We start from the raw sequence: 17,501 nt of genomic DNA, 5'->3' as shown, positions 1-17,501 counted from the left end.
GCCCGATCGGCTCCGCTACTCGCCCGATCGGCGGCCGGGCGTCCATTCGGCGTCGAGTTCGGCGTGGGTGAAGGGCAACGCGTCCGCGCCCGAATAGCTCGCGACGAGGTGACCGTCGCCCTCGAGGTAGTACTTGTAGGTCGTCAGCCCCTCCAGCCCGACCGGTCCGCGGGCGTGAATCTTGCCGGTCGAGATGCCGACCTCCGCGCCGAGGCCGTAGCGGTAGCCATCGGCGAAGCGCGTCGAGGCATTGTGAAAGACCGACGCGGCGTCGATCCCAGTCATGAACGTCTCGGCGGTGTCGGCGTCCTCGGTGAGGATCGATTCGGTGTGTTTCGAGCCGTTCTCGTTGATGTGTTCGACGGCCTCGTAGACGTCGCCGACGAGCTTGACCGACAGCTCGAGGTCGCCGTACTCCGTCCGCCAGTCCTCGGCCGTCGCCGCGCCCACGTCGACGACCTCGCGGGTCGCGGCGTCGCCGCGCACCTCCACGCCCGCCTCCTCGTAGCGCTCGACGAGACCCGGCAGGACGTCGGCGGCGACCGACTCGTTGACGAGCAGCGTCTCGACGGCGTTACACACTGCGGGGTACTGGACCTTCGCGTCGAAGGCGACGTCCTCGGCCATCCCGAGGTCGGCCTCGCTGTCGACGTAGACGTGACAGACGCCTTCGGTGTGGCCCAACACGGGGATCTGGGTGTTGTCCTGGATGTAAGAGACGAACTCCGAGGAGCCACGCGGCATCACGAGGTCGACCTGTTCGTCCAACTCCAGGAGGCGATCGACCGCCTCGTGGGCCTCGATCAACTGCGCCCACCCGTTCGGGATCGTCTCGAAGCGCCCGTCCGTCGCCTCCCGGATGACCTCATAGAGGATCCGGTTCGACTCGCTGGCCTCACTGCCGCCCTTGAGGATGACGGCGTTGCCCGATTTCAGCGCGAGGGCGGCGATCTGGACCAGAGCGTCGGGGCGGGACTCGAACACCGTCGCGACGACGCCGATGGGGACGGCGACCCGGTAGAGTTCGAGACCGTCGTCGAGTTCTCGCGCCGACAGCGTCGCCCCGAGGGGGTCGTCCTGCTCGGCGACGCTTTCGACCATCGAGGCGATGTCGTCGAGCTTTGCGGCGTCGAGTTTCAGCCGGTCGACGAGCGCCTGGGTGTACTCGCCGCGCTCGAGCATCGCCTCGGCCTCGGCGACGTCCTCGGCGTTGGCCTCGAGTATCTCCGCCTCGCGCTCGCGGACGGCACCGGCGATCGATTCGAGCGCCGCGTTCCGGTCGGCCGACTCGACGTTCGCGAGTCGCAACGCGGCGCTTCCCGCCGCCGTCACCTGCGTGTCGGTGTCGCGGTCGCCCCCGGGGTCGTGATCGGACTCAGTCATCGGTCTCACCGTCCATCGGAACGAATATGGTTCCGACGGATTCCCCCTCGGCGATCCGATCCAAGACATCGGGGTCGGCGGACCCGGCGATGATCGCCGGGATGCCGCACTCGCTTACGTCTCTGGCTCCCTCGAATTTGGTCTGGATGCCGCCGAAGGCCGCGGTCGTGCTCTCGTCGACAAGCCCCAGTACGGATTCGTAGTTCGCCCCGACGGCGTCGATCAACTCGGCGTCGGGGTTGCGTTTCGGGTTGCCCGTGTAGACGCCGCCGACGTCCGTCAGCGTGACCAACAGTTCGACGTCGAGGCCGATCGCGACGGAGGCCGACAGCATGTCGTTGTCGCCGATGCGGAGTTCCTCCGTCGCGACCGCGTCGTTCTCGTTGATGATCGGGACGACGCCCCACTCCAGAAGCGTCTCGACCGTGTTGGTGAAGTTTCTGAACCGCTCGGGCGTGTCGAGGTCTTTGCCGGTGAGGAGGATCTGAGCGACCCGCTGGTCGTAGCGCTCGAAGCTCTGGGTGTAGTGTCGCATCAGGTGGCCCTGCCCGACCGTCGAGAGCGCCTGGCTCTCCTCGATCAGGTTCGGGTCCTGCCCGACGTCGGCGCCGAGCAGGCCCGTCCCGGCCCCGACCGCGCCCGAGGAGACCAACACGACGTCGGTGCCGCGATCCCGGAGATCCATAATGTCCGTGACGAGTTTGTCGAGTTTGACGCGGTCGAGCCGCGAGTCCTCGTCGGTCAGCGAGTTCGTCCCGGCCTTGACGACGACCCGGCCGGCCGCGGCGGCTCGCGCGCGCGCTCGATCGACTGTCTGGTCGTCGAGCGCCTCGACGGCGACCGTCTCACGCATTCTCGAACGCCTCGGCGAGTTCCCGCGAACGCCTCTCGGCCGCGCCGACGGCCTCGGCGACCGCCTCGTCGGCGTCGCTGTCCCACAGCACCTCCATCCCTTCGATGGTGGTCCCGTTCGGCGAGCAGACCGCGTCGACGAGCTCGTCGACGCTCCGGTCGTCCCGGAGGACGGTTTCGGCGGCCCCCTTGAACGTCTGGGCTGCGAGGGTCTCGGCCTGTTCGGGGTCGAGGCCGCCCTCGACGCCGGCGGTCTTCATCGCGTCGATGATATAAAACGCGAAGGCCGGACCGCTCCCGTTGACCGCCGTCGAAACGTCCATCAGCGACTCGTCGATCTCGACGAACGCCCCGAGGTCCTCGAGCAGTTCTCGGACCTCGTCGGTGAGACCCTCGGTCGTCGCGGCCGCCGCCATATCGCCCGTCTCGGCCGCGAGGTTCGGCATGATTCGGACCACCGAGGCGTCGGTTCGCCCGGCGACGAACTCCCGCGAGACCCCGGCCGCCAGCGTGACGAGCGTCTGATCGGCCGAGAGGTCGAGCCCCTCGAGCACCGCCTCGGCGACGTCCGGCTTGACCGCGAGGACGACGACGTCGGCGTCGGCCGCCGCCGCGGTGTCGTTGCTCGTCTCGTCGGCGTGTGCCTCGACCGCCGCCAGCGCCTCGGAGTCGAGGTCGATCGCCATCAGGTGGTGGCCGCCGGCGCGGGCGAGCCCTTTTAAAAACGCACCGCCCATGTTGCCGCAGCCGATCACGCTCACTCGTGTCATCTTGGCCCTACCGAGTGCATCGAACGGCATACCAACTACGGTTTTCGCTCGCGTGGCGGTCGCGCCCGGCCGTTTCCTCGTTAACTACGACCCGCCGGGGCGGCGACCGAAGCGCAACTGTTTCGGTTCCGTCGCCCGAACCCGGAACCGAATGGATCCCGCCGTCAGTTCGGTACTCGTCGGGGAGGTGTTGCCGCGAGTCGCGACCGTTGCGGTCGCCATCGCCGGGGGCGTCGCCTTCGCGAACGCCCTCGTCGCCTTCGGCGTGATCCGCTACATCGCGGCGCTATCGAAGCCCCTGACCGGCCCCGCGAACCTTCCGGACGAGGTCGGTGGGGCGATCCTGACGACGGCCGCCTCGACGACCGCCGGCTACGGGATGCTCGCCGAGTACCGCGACTCGGGGCTGCTCGACGACCGGGCGACGCTCGTCGCCGTCACGATCAACACGTTCTTCGGGTTCGTCCAGCACATATTCACCTTCTATGCGCCGGTGTTGATCCCGATCCTCGGGCTCCGCGTCGGCCTGCTGTACGTCGGCACCCGGGCCGGCATCTCCCTCGCCATCACGGCCACGGGCGTGTTCGCCGGTGCCGTCCTCCTGTCGGACCGCAATATAACCCCCGAAGCGATGTCGGAGGTCGACCCCGAGGCTCGCGCCGACGGCGGCGACGACGCCCGCCCGCCCGGCGAGAAACTGCTCGACGCCGGGCGAGGCGGCCTCGAGAAGACCCGCGAGATCCTGCCCCGACTCGCCGTCGTCTACACGCTCGTCGTGCTCGGGACGACGTACTACGACCTCGAGGCGTTGACCGGCGGGGCGGCCGACCCGCTGGCGGCGCTGACGGGGCTGCCGAGCGCCGCCGTCCCCGTTATCGTCGTCTACGCGTTCGACACGACGAGCGGCGCGGTGACGCTTGCGCCCTTCGTCCAGGACGGGACGTTCACCGCCCGGACCGCCGTCTCGGCGATGCTTGTCGGCGGCATCGTCTCGTTTACCGTCTCGACGTTCAAGCGGTCGATCCCCTTTCAGTACGGCATCTGGGGGGCGGAGTTCGGGACGAAGGTGATCGCCGTGAACACCTCCCTGAAGATACTGTGGATCGCGATCGCGCTGGTCGGGCTGTTGGCGCTATAGGGTCGGTCCGTCCCGACGCTCTCGGCACGTCTCCCTGTCGGGGTTCCCGACGCGTTCAGCCGTCGAGTTCGTCGACGCCGGTGCGCTCGAAGCACGCACCGCCCGCCGTCCCTTCGGTGGCATCGATCGCCTAGCCGTGGGCCTCGACGTGGGTTCCCACGCGATCCTCGGCCGCAACACGATCCTTTTGCCTGCCCCGGCGCTACCGGGGGAACATGCACCTCCTCGCGACGACGAACGGCGGGCTGGAGTCGGTCGCGGCCGGCGAGATCGACGACCTCGTCGGCCGCGACGCGTCAATACACCACCGCGGCGTCGTCGAGTTCGACGGCGACGTCGAGGACGTCTACGACCTCCACTACCGGGGTCGGACTCTCCATCGGATCATGGCGGTGCTGGCCGACGGGGTCGTCGAGGAGCTGGCGGACGTCTACGAACTGACGGCGAGCGCTCCCGTCGAGGCGCGCCTCCCGTCGTCGGACTTCGGCGTCGTCGGCACCCGCCACGGCGATCACGAGTTCACGAGCGTCGACGTCGCCGAACGGGTCGGACAAGCCGTTATCGACGCCTATCGGGACGCGGCGGGGACGCGTCTCCCGGTCGACCTCGACGACCCGACGGTCAAACTGGAGGCGTACCTCTACGACGACCGCTTCACGCTCGCTGTCGATCTGACCGGCGAGTCCCTCCACAAACGACCCTACCGGATCTGCGAACACGACGCGCCCGTCCGGGGCACGCTCGCGTACGCGATGCTCCGGATCGCGGGGTGGACGCCGACGGATCGGCTGGTCGACCCGATGGCCGGGTCGGCGACTATCCCCACCGAGGCCGCGCTGGCCGCCACTGGCGCGGTGCCCCGACCGGACCTCGAACCGAGCTTCGGGGCGCTCCCCGGCTACGACGTCGACCGGTTCCGCCGCCGCCGCGACGCGTACGCGGACCCCCCGTCGGGACCGGGGACGACGCGCGGAGGGTCACCCGCCGACAGGCCGTCGACCGGGGGCGCACTTGACGCGTCCGCTCTCGACATCGAGGCGCGCGAAATACGCTCGCGGTGGCGTCGCTGTGCGCGCGTCAACCGCGAGGCGGCCGGTCTCGAAGACGCCTTCGACGTCGTCGACGCCGACGCCCGCGAGGCGTCCATCGACGCCGACCGCGTCGTGACGAACCTCCCGTTCGGCGTCCGGACGGGGACCGACCTCCGGGAGCTCTACGGGGCGTTTGTCGATCGGCTCGAAGCGGGCGACATCGGACGGCTCGTCGCCCTGACGACGAGCCCCGAACTGCTCCCGGTCGAGCCGACGGAGCGCTACAACATCCCGTACGGCCGTCTCGACGCCGCCATCGTCGTCTGGGAACCCTGATCGCCCCACGCGCCCGGACGTCGGCGTCCGATCGCCCGGCCCTCGCCGGTGTTCCGGTATCTTTATGAACGATAATGAGGTATAGTCGGGTATATGCGAGACACCACTCGCGACCGCGGATCGCTGCTCGCCCTCGGGGTACACGTAGCCTGATCTCTTCTGGCCCGTACTGACGACGACTACCCCACACCCCCCTACCGCAACAATGAGCACGAACCCGCAGACGACGCCCGAACCGCAATCGACCGCACGGACGACTGAAATCGCCGCCCGGCGTGGTATCGACCCCTGGGCCGCCCCCGGCGAATCGCCGTCCTCGGTCGCCGCCGGAGCTCAACGCCAGTTCGAGCCGACGGCCCGGAACCGGTTGAAGAACCTCGTGGACGACGAGAACGCCTACTGTCGGTAGACCGCGCTCGTCCGACCGCCGAGCTCGCTGCTTTTCGGTCCCGACCCCCGCGGCTACCGTGACACGCTTTTCGAACGGGTCGTCGGTGTAGACGGCCCTCGCGCCTCACGGCCGACCGATCCGGATACCCGCGATTCAGGAAAACTCGATCCGGAGTGCGTCGCCGGGTTCGACGCCGAACCGGTCGTCGCCACGTCCCCGGTTGACCGCGCACTCGACGTTGCCGTGGCTGCCGACTATCACGACGGCCTCGCCAGCCTCTGCGTGGGCGTACGACCGGACGATCTGAACCGGCTCCCCGTCGATCCGCGCGACGCTGCGGTTACCGAGCACCTCGCCGGGGACGTTGGTGACGACGTTGCCGAACCCGTCGACGACGAGTACTTCGCCGAGAAACCCCTCGTTGATCCGCTCCGGGTCGGGGAACTCGAGGTCGACGACGCTGTCGGTCGGTGCGAGACCGTCCAGTTCACCGAGCCGTTCGACCCCCATCTCGTGGACCGCGGCCGCGCCGGGGGCGAACACGTCCCGGCCGTGGAACGTCGAACTCCGGGGCCTGTCGGGGTCGAGTTCGTAGGTGTCGATCGGCGGGTCGCGGGGGGTGCCGGACGCAGCGGCGGCGTCCGGCACCGTTTCAGCGAGCGCGCGAGCGGGCGGGAGCAACACGCCGTTGTCCGGACCGACGAGCGCGTGCTCGCCGACCCGCACGACCAGGGCGGCGCGGTCGGTGCCGACACCGGGGTCGACGACGACCAGATGCACCGCAGGCGGGAACTCGGGGAGGATCTTCGCGAGCCAAAACGCGGCCGCACGCACGTTCTGTCTGGGGAAGTCGTGGCTGACGTCGACGAGGCGGGCGTCACAGCGGCCGAGTATCGCGCCCTTCATCGCCGCCGGATACGGCGTCCCGAAGTCGGAAGCGAGCGTAATCATGTTCTCACTCGTCGGTCCCGTTGGTGTCAGTTTCGGTGATTCGCTGGATGCGCTCGACGCCCTCTATTTCCCCGATCACCTCGGCGACCGTTCGGGGGACGAGCGACTCCCAGTCGCCGCCGGCCGCCATCCGCGTCCGGACCTCGGTTCCCTCGAACTCCTCGCGTTGAAACATCGGTGACTGTCTGACCTCGATCCCCGCCTCCTCGAAGAGCCTGACTACGAGGGGGTTGTTCGAGTACGCCACATCGAAATTGGGGCTCATCGACTGGACGTGGCTCACCCAGACCGAATTGCGGTTGAGGTCCTCGATCGGAACCGCGTAGGTCGTCATCTCGAACTCCGCAAGCGCTTTCGTGATCATCATGATGCGCTCGCCGGCGGTGAAGGGGTTTCGGACGGTGTGGGATTGGTCCGCGCTCCCGATGCCGACGACGAGCTCGTCGATCTCCTCGCGGATCCGATCGACCATCGCGTGGTGGCCTTCGTGGTAGGGCTGGAACCGCCCGATGTAGAACCCACGCGTCATGTCATTGGGTGCGTGGGCGGCTCTGATAAACCCGACGAGTCGCTGCCGGGCGCCGTACGGATCCGGCAGGTGCAGTCCCCCTACTGCGGTTTCACCCGTCGGCAGCGACTGACTCGGGGAGAAAGTATATCAGTCGATAACCCTTCGATACAGGTAGCAGAAACGTTTCTATGAGCAACGAAAAGGAAAAAAACGAGGCCTCCGACGCGGACGAGCGCCGGACGCCACAGGAAGAGCCGGCTGACGCGCCCGGAGCGTCTGATCCGGACGGCGGCGGATCCGGCCGCGAGCGCGGGGATGGGACCGATCTCCCCGGGCCGGACATCGAGGAGCCGTATCCGGACCGCTCCGAGGAGCAGGGGGCGAGCGATCGTCTCGACGAGGACGAGGAACTCCTCGACGGCTCGGACCTCGGCAGCGAGGTCCACGTCGACAGCGACGTCGAAATCGACGAAGAAGAGGAGGACAACCTCCTCGGCGGGCTACAGATAAATTCGAGCGCCGACATCGAGGTTCCCGATCGGCTCGTCGATCAGGTCATCGGGCAGGATCACGCCCGCGACATCATCCTCAAGGCGGCCAAACAGCGCCGCCACGTGATGATGATCGGTTCGCCCGGGACGGGCAAGTCGATGCTCGCGAAGGCGATGAGCCAACTGCTCCCGAAGGAGGAACTCCAAGACGTTCTGGTGTATCACAACCCCGACGACGGCAACGAGCCGAAGGTCCGGACGGTGCCGGCAGGCAAGGGCGAACAGATCGTCGACGCCCACAAGGAGGAAGCCCGAAAGCGCAACCAGATGCGGAGCTTCCTGATGTGGATCATCATCGCCGTCGTCTTCGGCTACGCGATCCTCATCGCGCAGGCGCTGCTGTTGGGCATCATCGCTGCGGGGGTTATCTACCTCGCGTTCAAGTACATGAGCCGCGGTTCGGACGCAATGGTGCCGAACCTGCTCGTCAACAACGCCGACCAGCAGGTCGCCCCCTTCGAGGACGCGACCGGTGCCCACGCCGGCGCGTTGCTCGGCGACGTCCGTCACGACCCCTTCCAGTCAGGCGGGATGGAGACGCCTAGCCACGACCGTGTCGAGGCCGGCGCGATCCACAAATCCAACAAGGGCGTCCTGTTCGTCGACGAGATCAACACCCTCGACATCCGCTCCCAGCAGAAACTGATGACCGCGATCCAGGAGGGCGAGTTCGCCATCACCGGCCAAAGCGAGCGCTCCTCGGGCGCGATGGTTCAGACCGAACCCGTCCCGACCGACTTCGTCATGGTCGCCGCGGGGAACCTCGACGCGATGGAGAACATGCACCCCGCGCTCCGCTCTCGCATCAAGGGGTACGGATACGAGGTCTACATGGACGACACGATCGAGGACTCCCCCGAGATGCGCCGGAAGTACGCCCGCTTCGTCGCCCAGGAGGTCCAAAACGACGGTCGCCTCCCGCCGTTCACCGACGAGGCGATAGAAGAGATCATCCTCGAGGCCCGCCGACGCGCGGGCCGGAAGGGTCACCTGACGCTGAAGTTCCGGAGTCTCGGCGGCCTCGTCCGCGTCTCGGGCGACATCGCCCGAGCCGAGAGCCGCGAACGCACCCGCCGCGAGGACGTGTTACAGGCGAAGGCGCGTTCGCGTTCGATCGAACAGCAACTCGCCGACGACTACATCGAGCGCCGCAAGGACTACGAGCTCACGGTCAACCAAGGCGACGTGGTCGGCCGCGTCAACGGCCTCGCCGTGATGGGCGAGGACTCCGGTATCGTCCTCCCCGTGATGGCCGAGGTCACGCCGAGTCAGGGCCCCGGCGAAGTCATCGCGACCGGCCAACTGAAGGAGATGGCTCAAGAGGCCGTCCAGAACGTCTCGGCGATCATCAAGAAGTTCTCCGACGAGGACATCTCCGAGAAGGACGTCCACATCCAGTTCGTCCAGGCCGGCGAGGGCGGCGTCGACGGCGACTCCGCCTCGATTACCGTCGCGACGGCCGTCATTTCGGCGCTCGAGGGCATTCCGGTCCGACAGGACATGGCCATGACTGGATCGCTCTCGGTTCGCGGCGACGTCTTGCCCGTCGGTGGCGTCACCCACAAGATCGAGGCCGCCGCGAAGTCCGGCCTCGACACCGTGATCATTCCGAAGGCCAACGAGCAGGACGTGATGATCGAAGACGAGTACAAAGAGCAGATCGAGATCATTCCGGTCTCACACATCTCCGAGGTGCTCGACGTCGCGCTGGCGGGCGAACCCGCGAAGGACTCGCTCATCGACCGCCTCAAGAACATCACCGGTTCCGCGCTCGAACAGCGCGAGGTCGGCGGGGCCAGCAGTCCGAGCCCACAGTAAGGCGTGCCCCGGTGGGTCGCCTTCTCGGCGCTCACCCTCGTCGTGTTGGCGTTGGTTCTTTTTTCGGCTCGTGCGTCCGAGCGCGTCGTCTCCGAACTCGCGGAACCGACGCCACGGCCAGCGTCGCTTTCGGACGGGGCCGATCATCTCGACGCGACAGATCGCGCCGGCGTCTGGCGTGCCCAGAGTTCTCGGCCCGGCCCGATGGCGATGCTGGCGAACGTCGGCGCCTCACACGCCCTGCTGGCCGCCGTCCTCGCTGTCGGCGTCTGGCTGGCCGAGATCCCGCTTTCGTCACTCGGTGTCGGGACGGCAACCGCCGCGGACGCCATCGTTGCCGGAACCGGCCTCGGGCTTGCGGTCGCGGCCGCAAACACGCTTCTCGGCGGGCTGATCGATGCCGACCCGAGTGCAGCACTTCGGGACCTTCTCGGCCCCGAATCCGCCCCCGGCTGGGCGCTTCTCCTCCTCGTCGCCCTGCCGGTCATCGCAGGCTTCGAAGAACTGCTGTTTCGGGCGATCCTGATCGGCGCGTTCTCAAGCGGCTTCGGGATTTCGCCGTGGCTCCTCGCCGTGGGTTCCTCGGTTGCTTTCGCCGCCGGCCACGGCGCACAGGGGCGACTTGGGATCGCCGTGACGGGTGCCCTCGGACTGGTTCTCGCCGTTGTGTTCGTGATGACTGAGAGCTTGGCAGTCGTCGTCGTCGCCCACTACGTCGTCAACGCCGTGGAGTTCGTTCTGGCGGAGGGGATCGGCTACGAGCCGTTCGGGTCGACGTAGCGCGTCGTCCGGGCGTTACTCCTCCGGATTGGCCGATAGCCCGGCGTCCAGGAGGCCGTAGAACGACGGCGCGCCGCCGTCGACGGCGGGACGGAACTCGTCGGGGACCGCGTGGGCGTTCTCGTAGAACTCCGACTCGGTGTCGGGGGTCAGAAGTCGCCCGTCCCCGAGTTGGAGCATCGCCGGCGCGCTCGAGGATTGGCCCCACTCCTCGCGTTCGACCCAGTCGGGACCGAACCGGAAGAAGACGCCGAAGGAGAACTGCCCGGCCTCGACCGCCCTGGCCTTCGAAGCGAAGTGAGCCGACTCCTCGGACTCGAACTCGGCGTCGCTCATCCAGGCCACGACAGCACCCTCCTCGTACAGGATGAGGTAGACGTCCCACGAGAACGTGTGATCGAACGCCGCCCAGACGCTCCGGGGGCCCACGGTGCCGAACTCGACGCTGAACGTCGGCGTTTCGCGGCCCTCGCTGGTCGGTTCCTGGACGAAGCGGCCGTCGTAACTCGGGATCTGCGCTCCGCGGTGGTGATAGACGAGCCCCTCGATCTCGGTTTCGGAGTCGACGGCGTCCCAGAAATCGAGCGCCCCTTGGGCCTCCAGGCGGTCGAAGAACTCCGGAAACGACCGCAGCTCCCGCTCGAACTCCCCCTGTGGCGGTCGCTCGAACTCGCCAACCATCAGCGGTTCACCCCACGTTCGGCGTCGATGGATCGGGCCGGATTCGGACGGTTCATATCACGAGTAGGGGGGTCGAAGCCGATTAGTGTTTCCGCCTCGCCGTCGAGGCATCGTGCTCTACGTCGGGCCGCCCGGGCCACCAGCAGGCCACGATTTATATACCAGCACGCGACCAGTCCCTCCGTGCGCTGACGAGTCGCGGTCGGCCCCCGAGGCGGGAGTACGGGGACGGGTCGACCGAAGCCGTCCCCGTCTGCTCGCCACGCCGTCCGCGTGTCGGACCGACCCACGGATCGGGTGCGACTCCGGCCGCCGCCCCGCTCGCCCCCGTCGGCGGCGGTCCCGACCTCTCTATCCTCGACCCGAACCGCTGGCCGCAAACCCACGGCTCAAGTGCGCGAGCACCTATCGTCCGACAATGAGCGACAGCGGTCCCCTACAACCCGACCGCCCGGACCTCGACCGGGCGTTCCGGGTCGAGGCCCCCTTCGATCCCGCGGGCGATCAACCCGACGCGATTGCGGAGCTGGTCGCCGGGTACGAGGCCGGCGCGGAGAAACAGACCCTCCTCGGGGTCACCGGCTCGGGGAAGACCAACACCGTCTCGTGGTTGATCGAGGAGCTCCAGCAGCCGACGCTCGTGCTCGCACACAACAAGACGCTCGCGGCACAGCTCTACGAGGAGTTCCGAAGCCTCTTTCCCGACAACGCCGTCGAGTATTTCGTCTCCTATTACGACTACTACCAGCCCGAAGCCTACGTCGAGCGCACCGACACCTACATCGACAAGGATATGTCGATAAACGAGGAGATCGACCGGCTCAGACACTCCGCGACGCGATCGCTGCTCACGCGAGACGACGTGATCGTTGTCGCGTCAGTGTCTGCTATCTACGGCCTCGGCGACCCGGGCAACTACGAGGGGATGGCGATGCGCCTCGAGCCGGGCGACGAGGTCGGGCGCGAGGACCTGTTGAAACGGCTCGTCGACCTGAACTACGAGCGCAACGACGTCGACTTCCAGCAGGGTACCTTTCGGGTCCGGGGTGACACCGTTGAGATTTACCCGATGTACGGCCGCCACGCCCTCCGTGTGGAGTTCTGGGGCGACGAGATCGATCGCATCATGAAAGTCGACGTACTGAACGGCGATGTCGTCTCGACGGAGCCCGCGGCCCTCGTCCACCCCGCGGAGCACTACTCGATGCCGGAGGAGAAGCTCCGGCGCGCGATCGAGGAAATCGAGGAGCTGAAAGAACAGCGCGTAAGCTACTTCGAGCGCCAGGGCGATCTCGTCGCGGCCCAGCGCATCGAGGAGCGGACGACCTTCGACCTCGAGATGCTCGAGGAGACCGGCTACTGCTCCGGCATCGAGAACTACTCCGTGCACATGTCCGATCGGCAGTCGGGGGAGCCGCCCTACACGCTGCTCGATTACTTTCCCGACGACTTCCTGACGGTCGTCGACGAATCCCACCAGTCTATCCCGCAGATCAAGGGCCAATACGAGGGTGATAAATCACGCAAGGACTCGCTGGTCGAGAACGGTTTCCGGCTGCCGACCGCCTACGACAACCGCCCTCTGACGTTCGAGGAGTTTGAGGACAAGACCGACCGGACGCTGTACGTCTCCGCGACGCCCGGCGACTACGAGCGCCAACACTCCGAGGCGATCGTCGAACAGATCGTCCGGCCGACCCACCTGGTCGATCCGGAAATCGAGATCTCCCCCGCCGAGGAGCAAATCGAGGACCTCATAGAACGGATTGAGGCGACCCCCGAAGGTGAACGCGTCCTCGTGACGACGCTCACCAAACGGATGGCCGAGGACCTCACCGAGTACCTAGAGGGTTCGGGCGTCGACGTCGCCTACATGCACGACGAGACGGACACCCTCGAACGCCACGAGCTGATCCGGTCGCTCCGATTGGGTGAAATTCAGGTACTCGTCGGTATCAACCTCCTGCGGGAGGGACTCGACATCCCCGAGGTGAGCCTCGTCGCCATCCTCGACGCCGATCAAGAGGGCTTCCTGCGCTCGGAGACGACGCTCGTTCAGACGATGGGGCGGGCGGCCCGAAACGTCGAAGGGCGGGTCGTCCTCTACGCCGACGAAACGACCGATTCAATGCAGTCAGCCATTGCGGAGACCCGCCGCCGCCGAGAGATCCAGACCGAATTCAACGAGGAACACGGCCACGAGCCCCGAACAATCGAGAAGGCCGTCAGCGAGACGAGCCTTCCCGGCTCGAAGACCGACACCGACGGCGTCTCCGGCGTCGACGCCGACTCGCCCGCGGAGGCCGAGGAGCTTGTCGAACGGCTCGAACGCCGTATGGAGGAGGCTGCAGACAACCTCGAATTCGAACTCGCAGCCGACATTCGCGATCGGATCCGCAAACTCAAAGAGACGTTCGAGGAGCTCGACGCCCCCGATGACGGGGTCCCAGCCCCGGACGATTCGGGCTAAAACCCTTTTTATACCATCCGTCCGAAACAATTTCTATGAGCGCCCGAACGTACGTTCGTTCCCCGGCCGCGCTCGCGTGGACGCTCGCCGCGCTGGTTGGGATCGGCGCGACCGTCGCCGCCGGGTGGGAACTGGCGGTCGTTCTCGCGTCGAGCTCGGCGATCGCCGATGCAGCGGTCCTTGGGGACCTCGGCGCAGTCGTTCTCGCTGCTGTCGTTCTCGCGGCCGTTGGCACCGTCTCGGCCGTCGTCTGGCTGCCCTGTGCTGCGGCCATCGCTTACGCCGTCGGCCGCCGGGTGCGGGGGCAGCCCGTCCCGGTCGCCACGACGCTGAATGTTGTCCGCGCCCGCTCGGAGCCGCTGTACCGCTGGGCGAAGACAACAGTCGCTGTCGGGGCGCTCGCCGACCGACTCCTCACCGAGAACGACACCGCCCCGGCCGAGATCGCCGCCGGCTGTGGTGGGTTCGTCCTCCCAGCGATCGTCCTTGACGCCGCGTCGCTGCCCGCAGCGGTCGACCGGGCGAACCGAGTTGTCCCGCGCTCGGGACGCGAACGGATCCAAATCGGCGGTCTCGCCGGGACGGCTGCGCTCGCGGCTGGCGGGTGGGGGCTCGGCACCGCCGTTGGCGGGCCGGTCGCCGCCCGCTCCGTCGTCGCGACGTTGCCCCCCTCGCCGTCGCTCCTCGTCGCCGGGACCGTCGTTGGCCTCGTTGTGACGGCCGCGCTCGACGCCGCGTGGCGAGCCGGCGTCTACGCCGCCTCGGACTCCGATGACGCGTTCCGTCGGTGACCGCGGGGCCACTCGCTGATGACAGGTTTGGCCGCTGGCGGACACACGGGCCGCCGCCCGACCCAACGCCTTTTAAATTCGGCCGGAGTATCCGACGGCAATGAGAGCCCTCACGCTCGGCCCGGACGGAACGTACTCCCACCGCGCGGCGAAGTCCGTCACCGACGACATCGAGTTCGTCGAATCGGTGACGGGGATCGTTGAGGGAGTCGCTGGCGGCGAGTACGGACGCGGTGTCGTCCCGATCGAAAACAGCATCGAGGGGTCCGTCACCGAGTCCCTCGACGCTCTGGCCGACCGGAACGTCGCGATCGTCCGCGAGATCGTGACGCCGATCCAACACGCCCTCCTGGCTCAGACCGGCGAGTTCGACGTCGTCGCCAGCCACCCCCAGGCGCTCGCGCAGTGCCGGAACTTCCTGAGCGAGGAGTATCCGAGCGCGACGACGGAGGCGGTCGCCTCGACTGCCCGCGGCGTCGAGCGCGCCCGCGAGGACCCGACGGTGGCGGCGATCGGCCACCCGGCGACGGCCGGGGACGACCTGCAGGTGCTCGCCCGCGACATCCAGGACAGCACCTCGAACGCGACTCGCTTTCTCGTGCTCGCACCCGAGTCCGAACGCTCCGACGCCGGTGGCAAGAGCACGGTGATCGTCTACCCGAACACGAACTTTCCCGGGCTCCTCCTCGAAATGCTCGAACCGTTCGCCGACCGCGACATCAACCTCTCGCGGGTCGAGTCCCGACCCAGCGGGGAGCGCCTCGGCGACTACGTCTTCCATCTGGACTTCGCCGCCGGCCTCTACGAGGACCGCACCCGGGGGGCGATCGACGAGTTGCGCGACATCGCGACCCACGGATGGGTCCGGGTGCTCGGCTCCTACGACACGGAGCACGTCCTCTGACGACGCCCCGGGCGACGTGTCCTAAGCCTCGCGCCGCGTGGTATCTAGAAGCCGTGTCGCGAGCTGATGGCGTGTATACATGAGCGGGTCCCGGACGGACCCGTCCGAATTAAACATATCTCGCCTGGCCGCCCCCGCCATCGCGGCTCCGACACGAGGGTTTTTCAGGGACGCCGACGAAAGACGCTTCAACCAGCAGTTTTCGGCCCGCACGGGAGGCGGGGCCGAGTAGCCACCGCCGTCCTATTTGACAACGCTTAAATCCCTCGCAGATTTATCGAACTGTAGTATCTCGTGACAGCTTCTTTGCCCGGCCAGCCCCACACATGGTAGACGTAAGCCAACATAATCAGGTTCCGGAGCACACCGTCCTCGATCGCGATTCGGTCGAGGAACTGCTCGCGGAGTACGACATCCGACGCACAGATCTGCCGAAAATACAGCGCCGCGACGCTGCCCTCCCCGAGGACGCTGAGGTCGGCGACGTAATAAAGATCGTCCGAGACTCCCGGACCACGGACGAAGCGATCGTGTATCGACTGGTGGTAGAATGACTTGGCCCCGAGCGGTGATCGCATGAACCGACAGGACCGACGCGCGATCTCGCGGGAGTACTTTTCGCGGGAACGGCTCGCGGAGCATCACTTCCGATCGTTCAACAACTTCCTCGACCGCGGCATGCAGCGTGTCGTCGACGAGAAGGAGTCGATCAACACCGATATCGGCGACAAGGAGGGCCAAGAGCCCGTCCGCGTCGACCTCTCGAACGTCCGGGTCGTGACGCCACGGGTCCGGGAGGCCGACGGCTCCGAGGAACTGCTGTATCCCCAGGAGGCACGCCTCCGGAACATCACCTACTCCGCGCCGGTGTTCATGGAGATGTCCATCGTCCGCGGCGGCGAGGAGGAGGAAGAACACGTCGTCGACCAGGCCGAAACGAAAGTCGGCCGGATGCCGATCATGGTGGGTTCGAACAAGTGTAACATCGCCGATTTCACCGACGCCGAACTCGTCGAGATCGGCGAGGACCCCGCCGACCCCGGTGGCTACTTCATCGTCAACGGTTCCGAGCGCGTGCTGATGACGAGCGAGGACCTCGCGCCGAACAAGATCCTCGCGGAGTACGACACGAAGTACGGCGACGAGATCCAGATCGCGAAGACGTTCTCCCAGCGCCGCGGCTACCGCGCGCTGGTGCTGTGTGAGCGGAACCGAAGCGGCATCCTCGAGGTGTCGTTCCCCTCCGTCTCGGGCAGCATCAACTTCGTGACGCTCGTCCGCGCTCTCGGGCTGGAATCCGACGAGGAGATCGTCCACCGCGTGAGCGACGACCCCGAGATCGTGAAGTTCATGCTCGAGAACCTGGAGGCCGCGGAGGTCGGCTCGACCGCCGAGGCCATCGAGACGCTCGGTCAGCGCGTCGCCGCCGGCCAGGGCAAAAACTACCAGCTCAAACGCGCCAACTACGTCATCGATCGGTATCTCCTGCCGCACCTCCACGAGGAGGGCGTCGAGGACGAGGAGACCCGGATGAACAAGGCCGTCTATCTCTGTCGGATGGCCGAGGCGTGCTTCGAGTTGGCGCTCGATCGCCGCGAGTCCGACGACAAGGACCACTACGCGAACAAGCGGCTGAAGGTCTCCGGCGATCTGATGAAGGACCTGTTCCGGACGGCGCTGAACAAGCTGGCCCGGGACGTGAAGTATCAGCTCGAACGGGCCAACATGCGGAACCGCCAGCTCTCGGTGAGTACGGTCGTCCGCTCGGACGTGCTCACCGAGCGGCTCGAACACCCGATCGCGACGGGCAACTGGGTCGGCGGCCGATCCGGCGTCTCCCAGCTGGTCGATCGAACCGACTACATGGGCGTTCTGAGCCACCTGCGTCGCCTGCGCTCGCCGCTTTCCCGCTCGCAGCCGCACTTCGAGGCGCGGGACCTCCACGCCACCCAGTGGGGGCGGATCTGTCCCTCCGAGACGCCGGAGGGCCCCAACTGCGGCCTCGTGAAGAACTTCGCACAGGCGATGGAACTGTCCCAGAACGTCGACGACGAGCGCGAACTGAAACGCGAACTCGCTTCGATGGGCGTCGAGGGCATTCCGGGAATCGAGACGGTCGAAACACACGCGGCGGACGACTAAC

General features: G+C 67.1%; 16 protein-coding genes. 10 read left to right on the top strand and 6 right to left on the bottom strand.

Annotated elements, in window-relative coordinates; translation table 11 throughout:
- Positions 1-15: 15 nt before the first annotated feature.
- From NMLP_RS13560 to proC, 3 genes are read right to left on the bottom strand one after another with little or no spacing between them, the layout of a single operon-like run.
- Complete coding sequence (locus NMLP_RS13560) at positions 16-1,383, bottom strand: glutamate-5-semialdehyde dehydrogenase (protein WP_015410699.1); 1,368 nt, start codon at positions 1,381-1,383, stop codon at positions 16-18.
- Positions 1,376-2,236, bottom strand: a complete 861-nt coding sequence (gene proB / locus NMLP_RS13555; RefSeq protein WP_015410698.1) for a glutamate 5-kinase — start codon at positions 2,234-2,236, stop codon at positions 1,376-1,378. Before proB ends, NMLP_RS13560 begins: the two co-directional genes overlap by 8 nt.
- Complete coding sequence (gene proC, locus NMLP_RS13550) at positions 2,229-3,005, bottom strand: pyrroline-5-carboxylate reductase (RefSeq protein ID WP_015410697.1); 777 nt, start codon at positions 3,003-3,005, stop codon at positions 2,229-2,231. The genes proB and proC overlap by 8 nt, the downstream gene beginning before the upstream one ends.
- 151 nt (positions 3,006-3,156) lie before the next feature.
- Between proC and NMLP_RS13545 the strand changes: the two genes are divergently transcribed.
- The 3 genes from NMLP_RS13545 to NMLP_RS13535 all read left to right on the top strand — a co-directional run bounded on the left by NMLP_RS13545 (position 3,157) and on the right by NMLP_RS13535 (position 5,919).
- Entirely contained in the window at positions 3,157-4,143 is a 987-nt protein-coding gene (locus NMLP_RS13545; RefSeq protein ID WP_015410696.1) for a hypothetical protein, read from the top strand.
- A 215-nt stretch (positions 4,144-4,358) separates the two neighbouring features.
- Entirely contained in the window at positions 4,359-5,510 is a 1,152-nt protein-coding gene (locus NMLP_RS13540; RefSeq protein WP_015410695.1) for a THUMP domain-containing class I SAM-dependent RNA methyltransferase, read from the top strand.
- 205 nt (positions 5,511-5,715) lie between these two features.
- A complete protein-coding gene (locus NMLP_RS13535) occupies positions 5,716-5,919 on the top strand; it encodes a hypothetical protein (RefSeq protein ID WP_015410694.1) in 204 nt (67 codons plus the stop codon).
- A gap of 135 nt (positions 5,920-6,054) precedes the next feature.
- Here the strand turns inward: NMLP_RS13535 and NMLP_RS13530 are convergent, their stop codons facing one another.
- Both NMLP_RS13530 and NMLP_RS13525 read right to left on the bottom strand, forming a co-directional pair.
- Positions 6,055-6,852, bottom strand: a complete 798-nt coding sequence (locus NMLP_RS13530) for an SAM hydrolase/SAM-dependent halogenase family protein (RefSeq protein ID WP_015410693.1) — start codon at positions 6,850-6,852, stop codon at positions 6,055-6,057.
- A 4-nt stretch (positions 6,853-6,856) separates the two neighbouring features.
- Positions 6,857-7,381 carry a nicotinamide-nucleotide adenylyltransferase gene (locus tag NMLP_RS13525; protein ID WP_015410692.1) on the bottom strand — a complete coding sequence of 175 codons (525 nt, stop codon included), beginning with the start codon at positions 7,379-7,381 and terminating at the stop codon, positions 6,857-6,859.
- A 170-nt stretch (positions 7,382-7,551) separates the two neighbouring features.
- On the opposite strand from NMLP_RS13525, the gene lonB reads away from it, so the two are divergent.
- On the top strand, positions 7,552-9,732 hold the full coding sequence (gene lonB, locus NMLP_RS13520) for an ATP-dependent protease LonB (protein WP_015410691.1): 2,181 nt from the start codon (positions 7,552-7,554) through the stop codon (positions 9,730-9,732).
- A gap of 3 nt (positions 9,733-9,735) precedes the next feature.
- Complete coding sequence (locus NMLP_RS13515) at positions 9,736-10,512, top strand: CPBP family intramembrane glutamic endopeptidase (RefSeq protein ID WP_015410690.1); 777 nt, start codon at positions 9,736-9,738, stop codon at positions 10,510-10,512.
- A gap of 15 nt (positions 10,513-10,527) precedes the next feature.
- Here NMLP_RS13515 and NMLP_RS13510 read toward each other — a convergent pair whose 3' ends face one another.
- Complete coding sequence (locus NMLP_RS13510; RefSeq protein WP_015410689.1) at positions 10,528-11,193, bottom strand: hypothetical protein; 666 nt, start codon at positions 11,191-11,193, stop codon at positions 10,528-10,530.
- A 418-nt stretch (positions 11,194-11,611) separates the two neighbouring features.
- Here NMLP_RS13510 and uvrB point away from each other — a divergent pair, with 418 nt between their 5' ends.
- From uvrB to NMLP_RS13485, 5 genes are all read left to right on the top strand, one after another.
- Positions 11,612-13,663, top strand: a complete 2,052-nt coding sequence (gene uvrB / locus NMLP_RS13505) for an excinuclease ABC subunit UvrB (protein ID WP_015410688.1) — start codon at positions 11,612-11,614, stop codon at positions 13,661-13,663.
- A gap of 35 nt (positions 13,664-13,698) precedes the next feature.
- Positions 13,699-14,454: a hypothetical protein gene (locus tag NMLP_RS13500; RefSeq protein WP_015410687.1), complete on the top strand. Its 756-nt coding sequence runs from the start codon at positions 13,699-13,701 to the stop codon at positions 14,452-14,454.
- Between the two features lie 100 nt (positions 14,455-14,554).
- Positions 14,555-15,358, top strand: a complete 804-nt coding sequence (pheA, locus tag NMLP_RS13495; protein ID WP_015410686.1) for a prephenate dehydratase — start codon at positions 14,555-14,557, stop codon at positions 15,356-15,358.
- Positions 15,359-15,684: 326 nt separating this feature from the next.
- Positions 15,685-15,912 carry a DNA-directed RNA polymerase subunit H gene (locus NMLP_RS14665; RefSeq protein WP_015410685.1) on the top strand — a complete coding sequence of 76 codons (228 nt, stop codon included), beginning with the start codon at positions 15,685-15,687 and terminating at the stop codon, positions 15,910-15,912.
- 22 nt (positions 15,913-15,934) lie between these two features.
- Positions 15,935-17,500 carry a DNA-directed RNA polymerase subunit B'' gene (locus NMLP_RS13485; RefSeq protein WP_015410684.1) on the top strand — a complete coding sequence of 522 codons (1,566 nt, stop codon included), beginning with the start codon at positions 15,935-15,937 and terminating at the stop codon, positions 17,498-17,500.
- The last annotated feature ends 1 nt before the right edge of the window (position 17,501 follow it).

The organism is Natronomonas moolapensis 8.8.11 (genome assembly GCF_000591055.1).
GTDB classification, from domain to species: Archaea; Halobacteriota; Halobacteria; order Halobacteriales; family Haloarculaceae; genus Natronomonas; species Natronomonas moolapensis.
This window is presented reverse-complemented; position numbering and strand designations above follow the sequence as displayed.

Bases quoted from the DNA above. Each gene is read 5' to 3' on its own strand.
- NMLP_RS13560 (WP_015410699.1), bottom strand. From the start codon at position 1,383: ATGACTGAGTCCGATCACGACCCCGGGGGCGACCGCGACACCGACACG.
- proB (WP_015410698.1), bottom strand. From the start codon at position 2,236: ATGCGTGAGACGGTCGCCGTCGAGGCGCTCGACGACCAGACAGTCGAT.
- proC (WP_015410697.1), bottom strand. From the start codon at position 3,005: ATGACACGAGTGAGCGTGATCGGCTGCGGCAACATGGGCGGTGCGTTT.
- NMLP_RS13545 (WP_015410696.1), top strand. From the start codon at position 3,157: ATGGATCCCGCCGTCAGTTCGGTACTCGTCGGGGAGGTGTTGCCGCGA.
- NMLP_RS13540 (WP_015410695.1), top strand. From the start codon at position 4,359: ATGCACCTCCTCGCGACGACGAACGGCGGGCTGGAGTCGGTCGCGGCC.
- NMLP_RS13535 (WP_015410694.1), top strand. From the start codon at position 5,716: ATGAGCACGAACCCGCAGACGACGCCCGAACCGCAATCGACCGCACGG.
- NMLP_RS13530 (WP_015410693.1), bottom strand. From the start codon at position 6,852: ATGATTACGCTCGCTTCCGACTTCGGGACGCCGTATCCGGCGGCGATG.
- NMLP_RS13525 (WP_015410692.1), bottom strand. From the start codon at position 7,381: ATGACGCGTGGGTTCTACATCGGGCGGTTCCAGCCCTACCACGAAGGC.
- lonB (WP_015410691.1), top strand. From the start codon at position 7,552: ATGAGCAACGAAAAGGAAAAAAACGAGGCCTCCGACGCGGACGAGCGC.
- NMLP_RS13510 (WP_015410689.1), bottom strand. From the start codon at position 11,193: ATGGTTGGCGAGTTCGAGCGACCGCCACAGGGGGAGTTCGAGCGGGAG.
- uvrB (WP_015410688.1), top strand. From the start codon at position 11,612: ATGAGCGACAGCGGTCCCCTACAACCCGACCGCCCGGACCTCGACCGG.
- NMLP_RS13500 (WP_015410687.1), top strand. From the start codon at position 13,699: ATGAGCGCCCGAACGTACGTTCGTTCCCCGGCCGCGCTCGCGTGGACG.
- pheA (WP_015410686.1), top strand. From the start codon at position 14,555: ATGAGAGCCCTCACGCTCGGCCCGGACGGAACGTACTCCCACCGCGCG.
- NMLP_RS14665 (WP_015410685.1), top strand. From the start codon at position 15,685: ATGGTAGACGTAAGCCAACATAATCAGGTTCCGGAGCACACCGTCCTC.
- NMLP_RS13485 (WP_015410684.1), top strand. From the start codon at position 15,935: ATGAACCGACAGGACCGACGCGCGATCTCGCGGGAGTACTTTTCGCGG.